This window comes from Enterobacter sp. HK-058-C-ECC (genome assembly GCF_047531125.1).
In the GTDB taxonomy this organism is placed as follows: Bacteria; Pseudomonadota; Gammaproteobacteria; order Enterobacterales; family Enterobacteriaceae; genus Enterobacter; species Enterobacter quasiroggenkampii.
Genome location: NZ_JBLKCH010000010.1, coordinates 1 through 5,878, shown reverse-complemented (window position 1 = coordinate 5,878; position 5,878 = coordinate 1). Strand labels below are relative to the sequence as shown.

Sequence of the window (5,878 nt, the reverse complement as noted above, 5' to 3'; positions counted from 1 at the left end):
GCGCGCGCCACCGCTTTTTCAAGGCAGAACCATGGATTACCCGCAGATACTCGCCCCCGTACTCAACTTCCTCCAGTGCCCGACCCCGCAAGCATGGATTGATAAAGCCCGCGACCCGGCGAACCTGCCGCTGCTGCTCACCGACCACATGGTGTGCGAGCTCAAGGCCGCCCAGACCGCGCTGCTGCTGGTGCGTAAATACGTCGCCGACGAAAGCGGTGCCGACGCGCTGCTCGACTGGCTCAAACCCTACGAACAGTTCACCTTCCGCGACGGCCCGGAGCCGGACTTCATCGCCCTGCACAAGCAGATTGGCAAAAGCGTGATGCCCAAAACCGACGACCCGTGGGGCCAGGCGCTCATCGACAGTATGGTGCTGCTGATCAAAGAGGAGCTGCACCACTTCTGGCAGGTGCGTGAGGCGATGCTGGCCCGCGACATTCCGTACGTCAAAATCACCGCCAGCCGCTACGCCAAAGGGATGCTGAAGGAAGTACGCACCCACGAACCGCTGACGCTGATCGACAAGCTCATCTGTGGCGCCTACATCGAAGCCCGCTCCTGCGAACGCTTCGCCGCGCTGGCTCCGTTCCTCGACGACGACCTGCAGAAGTTCTATCTCTCGCTGCTGCGCTCGGAAGCACGCCACTATCAGGACTACCTGACGCTGGCGCAGCAGGTGAGCGACGACGATATCTCACCGCGCATACAGCATTTTGGCGAAATTGAAGCCACACTTATCTCGACACCGGACAACGAGTTTCGCTTCCATAGCGGCGTGCCGGTGTAAACCGGCATAGCGAAAGGATAAGGATGCGAGATGAATAAAACGTGGACCCGTATTGTGATTGTCGTCGTCGCGGCTGCCGCCGTGGCGTTCTGGGTATTCTTCGATAAGCAGCGTGCCCCCGAACACCAGATTGATACCACCCTCAACGCGATGCCCGCCTGGCAGGTGATTAAGGAGCAGGAGCCCGCGCTGCATCAGCGCATCCTCGACCAGATGGCCGCCCTGCAAAAAGCGGGCGAGCCGGAGCAGCAGATTATCGACACCATCCAGCCGCAGATCCTGCATCTGCAGATGTCGCGCCTGCAAAACGCCCCGGACGCCAACGTGGTGAACTACATGACCATCAACATGGAGCAGACCGCCGCCATCCAGAAGGTGAGCGACGACGCCTGCTTCCGCTTCCTCTACCCGATGGTGAAGGGCGGCGTGAACCCGATGCGCATGCTGGATAAAGACCTGATGACGCGGCGCATGCAGGCCGACGCCGATATGATGCGCGCGGCCTACGGCAAAAACCGCCACACCGTGACCCCGGCCGAACGCGAGGCGGCCGTCGAGGATGTGCGGCCGATTATGAAGCAACTTGCCGATAAGTACGGCGAGGACATCCAGCTGCTGCAGATGCCGGAGAAGGCGGTGGGCAAAGAGAAGCTCTCCTGCGATATGGTGCAGGAGATGTGGGCCAAGGTGCTGGCGCTGCCTGAGCAGAAGGCGGCGAGAGTGATTCGTCTGGCGGTGTCTGAGCTGGAGTGACAAAGGGCGCTGGTTTTTTGGGCACTTAGCGCGGGTTTCGCGCGTCGTCGCTTGCATGGCGGCGCGCGACAGGTATAATCCACAACGTTTCCGCATCCCCTTCAGTGCCGAAGTGGCGAAATCGGTAGACGCAGTTGATTCAAAATCAACCGTAGAAATACGTGCCGGTTCGAGTCCGGCCTTCGGCACCAGATACATCCCCTCTATTGCAGTATCAATGCAAACAATTGAAACTTGGTTTTCATTCGAATACTATTCGAACATGACATACTAACTATGTGGAAATTGTATGGGTGCTTTCTTAAGTGCGCTTAGCGTTTTGTCTAAGTCCTCACCTCAGGCTGTTGAGATAGAACATTCTCAGCGAAATGTAAACAAGTTCAAAGATTATCTGTACATTCCAACAGACCTGGAAAAAGATTTCGAAAAAATTATAACCGATTCTCCGGATGGGAAAATTATATTTGTTTGTGGCAGTAGTGGCGATGGTAAATCGGCTATTCTGACTAAATATAGCCAAAAAGAAAAATTCAAAAATATAAAGTTCCATCTCGACGCAACTCATGCTTTAACACCACAATATGATGCTATAGCAACACTTGATAATCTATTTCAAAATTACTCTAGTCATTACATTGCTTTGGTTATAGGTATCAATATTGGTATGATTGCTAACTATATTGAAAAAGGCAAAGATGACAAAATAAAAAAAGAGCTAACTAAATTTATCCAAGGGGAAGAATATGATGAAGGTTTTTACTTCTTAAGTTTTGAAGATAAAAAATACTCAAAGTTTAATTTTGATAATAATAAGGCGACATCAGGATTTACAAAATCATTATTATCACTCTTGACGGCTGAGCACAACAATCCATTTAGGGATGCAATGACGGAAGCAGAATTAAATGGTGATGATAAAATCGAAATAATCAACTATAAATTTTTATGTATCCATCAAGTGCAGGAGGTTATTATTGATCTTTTGGTAAGAATTAGGCTAGCTAAAGATCAATTCTTGACTACAAGATCACTCTTAGATTTTATATTTAATCTACTCGTTGGGCCAAAGTATATTTTTGATAATCTTTTTACTTCTGAAAATAGCGAGTTGATAAATCAGTTAAAAATATTTGATCCATCTTTAGTTAGAGCAAAGTGTACCGATGGTTTTTTATTAGAACAAAAGCTATGCCTTGAGAATCAAGCGTTTATAGAGTTTAAAGAAACATTAATAAAAAATTATGATTTAGTTTGTGATTTTAGTGGTAGATCATATATCAGGTTATTTTATTTATTAAATAAAATTTCTTTCTCAAATGATTTTCACCGTACTTTCGCAAATGATTTTCAAAATGACACATTAGATTATTTTACTGTACTAAAATTAGGGCATGAGCATGAGAGTCCAATAGATAGTCCTTTCGCAAAAGATATTCAATCGTTTTATAGAAATATTCTTACAGTAGCAGTTTCAAAGTTCTTAAATAGAAACTCTCCTTTTTTGGGAACTCATCAATTATTATTGTCAAATTATAACGATGTATTAATTGTGAGTGATTTTAAAATAACCCCATCTTGGGAAGAAATAAAAAACAATAGGTCTAATACGTTCACTACGTTTACATGTAGTTTCCACTTAGATAAAAAAGATGAATCTATTTCTTTTGTTTTAAATATAAATGTCTTAGAGCTTTTGGTTAGATTGAACAAAGGATACAGACCGAATAAACATGATAAGAATTCCGTAATTTTACTTGAGGATTTAGTTACAAAAATAAAACAAAGATTAATTCTTAAGAAAGAGCTAACCTTTATTAATAAAGATGATGTATTTGAAGTTGAAAAAGATGGTAATCATTTTGAGGTGATGCATAAATGATAGATGAAACAGTGGACTTTGACACTCTAAATAAAAATGATTTCGATAATCAGCCATCTCCATTTTGGCCTCTAAAGACAAATTATAACGAATGTGATTGGAAAATAGCCGCAGGGTATTTTATATCAGACTTATACAAAGTTGACGCTGAAAACCAATCAGTAGAATCTTTACGTATCGCGAGTTTAGAGCATTTTAGTAAAAAAGGGATGAGTAAGCAATTCTGCCAGCTAATAAATAAGGCTTATTTTACAAAGTCTGATGTGTACAGGTTATCACCGATCTGCTTATTATTATATACTCATACACTACCCAATGAAGCTAAAGATGGGAATGTGGAAGAAATAGACCTAGGCAAAAGAAAGAATGTAGTACGTGCTAGTCGCAGAGTTGCAACTAATTTGTCAAACCTGTTATCTTTCAATAAAGAAATCGAATCAGATAATTTATTTAATGATTTTATTAGTAACGAAATTTGTAGTTTAATAAATACGAAGCCCAAGAAATTTGATAAGTCTTTAAAACATGAGTATCTACCATTTTTATCTCATTATTTTAATTTGGACTTATTCTTTCTAGCAAGTAACCCTTCATTTTTATTGGAAAATATCGCATTGTTTTTGCAGCTATATACTTTTTTATATATATCTCAATTGTCTTTAAATATTTCTGAATGGTCAAGTGGGATGCCATCCTCCAAACCATTATATTTCATACTTGAAAATGAAAAAGCAAGTCAGGAACGTATGTACCTAAATAATAATGGTTGGAAAAGTTTTGAAGATTCTATAAAAAAAATATTTCCAATTTTATCACTCGTTCAGGTTTTGGCTGTAAATAAAAAAGATCCAGAACCACTTTGGTCACTATATGACAAGCTGGATAAATATGACAATAATCAAGATATTGTGCAATTACTTGATCATTATGCTGTAAGATTCTCTACGAAATTATTGAACTTTGTTTACGATAAAAAATCGTCTAACATATTTGAAGCCATTACAAATCTCTCAGATTTATATTGTAAGCAATTCGATAAAAAATATATTTCCTCTGAAAATAAAAAGGGAGGCGTAAATGGTAAAATTATCAACTCAATAATTGATAATTATACGTCCGGGTTTAGACAAACGAGAAGGCGTGGTGGAACTCATCTTGTGATAAATCAAGATATGCTATTATTTATAACAAATTTGATAATTGGAAATAATGGCAAAATGAGATTCAATGAACTTATTGATAATTTCAATAGTCGTGGTATGTATTTCGATAGTCAATCTAAAAGCAAGTTATTGGATTTTTTCCAACGTATTGGCAACATTGAAAAGAAAAGCGATAGCGGAGATGCAGTGTATGTTAATTCAACAATTTGAGCAGCTTTTAGTCAATGAGTTTATTTCGTGGGTTGGGGATAATGTTATTTCAGGAAGCCGGCTCCAGTTTAAACTGTCGAGCCCAGAATCACGAAAGGTAATATATGATTTCTTCATTGAAAAGTGCTCAGAAGAAATATGTATATCTGATGTGCATTTTCCCTATATTGTATATAAAGAGAAAAACATTATCCCATTGCTACATTCTGAGAGTGGGGATCATGGATTCAATCAAGATTATTTAGCATTCCTAAGAGACGAATTGCAAAAAAAAGATTACTTCAAGGTTTCTCCAATAATCCTTTTTCTTCATGATACTATTTTAGATACCATCACTAACAGTGCTGATGATTTAACAAAAAACGAAAGAGTTTGGAGTATTCCGTATTTTAATAAAATAATGGGGGGGTTTTGTACTGAAAGCTTAAATCAGAATTTTTATAATATTTTACTGGAATATCAAACTGATAATATGCTTGAGGATAATTCAAATATTCTTTCGTATAAAAATCTTTATGAGTGTGTCTACTCAGGTAACTTTGACTTATCTAAACTTGGGTTATTTAGAGATCCAACTGTTGAGTTGTGGGAAAATAAAAAACAGATACGTAATAGGATAGATGAGAATAAAACTATTCACTCACTAGTTAAATATCAAGTCGATAATTTCCCAGGGCAATTAGAAGATAAGCTTGGAGGGTTATTTAGCTCTCAATTTATAAAAAAACATTTTGACGCTGAGAATATCGATGGTTGGGAGAGTCTGGAGTTTGACTTAATAAAACAAGATATGGATGGCAATAAAAAGCCAAATATAGAATTTATTACGATAGAAACTAAGAGTGATGTTAAAATAAGAACAATAGACGAAGGGAAAACTGCGGGTGCAAAAAGACGTAAACATGTTGTATTAGAAGTGCCCGAGGATTTAAAAAAATTCGACATTTCAATTATTTTTAAGGGAGCAAATATTCGAGATAATGAAATTGGTAGTGATGATGTTGATGGTTGCATACAAGAAATTATTATCAATAACAATGGAATAAATAGAAGAATCACATCTACAATATCTATTGATAAGGG

5 protein-coding genes and 1 tRNA gene are annotated in these 5,878 nt (G+C 39.4%); all 6 read left to right on the top strand.

The genetic code is table 11. The features are described 5' to 3' along the window. Positions 1–31: 31 nt before the first annotated feature. Complete coding sequence (gene miaE / locus ACMWJS_RS17715) at positions 32–790, top strand: tRNA isopentenyl-2-thiomethyl-A-37 hydroxylase MiaE (RefSeq protein ID WP_048225408.1); 759 nt, start codon at positions 32–34, stop codon at positions 788–790. Positions 791–820: 30 nt separating this feature from the next. Beyond that, positions 821–1,543 (top strand): topoisomerase II, encoded by a 723-nt coding sequence (locus tag ACMWJS_RS17710; RefSeq protein WP_334762476.1) that lies wholly within the window; start codon positions 821–823, stop codon positions 1,541–1,543. A 106-nt stretch (positions 1,544–1,649) separates the two neighbouring features. After that, positions 1,650–1,734 (top strand) — tRNA-Leu (locus ACMWJS_RS17705). Between the two features lie 98 nt (positions 1,735–1,832). Beyond that, a complete protein-coding gene (gene dptF, locus ACMWJS_RS17700) occupies positions 1,833–3,422 on the top strand; it encodes a DNA phosphorothioation-dependent restriction protein DptF (protein WP_414747363.1) in 1,590 nt (529 codons plus the stop codon). After that, complete coding sequence (gene dptG, locus ACMWJS_RS17695) at positions 3,419–4,795, top strand: DNA phosphorothioation-dependent restriction protein DptG (RefSeq protein WP_414747362.1); 1,377 nt, start codon at positions 3,419–3,421, stop codon at positions 4,793–4,795. The genes dptF and dptG overlap by 4 nt, the downstream gene beginning before the upstream one ends. Then, a partial coding sequence (locus ACMWJS_RS17690) for a hypothetical protein (RefSeq protein WP_414747361.1) occupies positions 4,776–5,878 on the top strand: 1,103 nt, incomplete at its 3' end. The genes dptG and ACMWJS_RS17690, both read left to right, overlap by 20 nt.

What these genes read in the sequence shown, in the direction of transcription:
- dptG (WP_414747362.1), top strand. Translation starts at nt 3,419, where the DNA reads ATGATAGATGAAACAGTGGACTTTGACACTCTAAATAAAAATGATTTC.
- miaE (WP_048225408.1), top strand. Translation starts at nt 32, where the DNA reads ATGGATTACCCGCAGATACTCGCCCCCGTACTCAACTTCCTCCAGTGC.
- ACMWJS_RS17710 (WP_334762476.1), top strand. Translation starts at nt 821, where the DNA reads ATGAATAAAACGTGGACCCGTATTGTGATTGTCGTCGTCGCGGCTGCC.
- dptF (WP_414747363.1), top strand. Translation starts at nt 1,833, where the DNA reads ATGGGTGCTTTCTTAAGTGCGCTTAGCGTTTTGTCTAAGTCCTCACCT.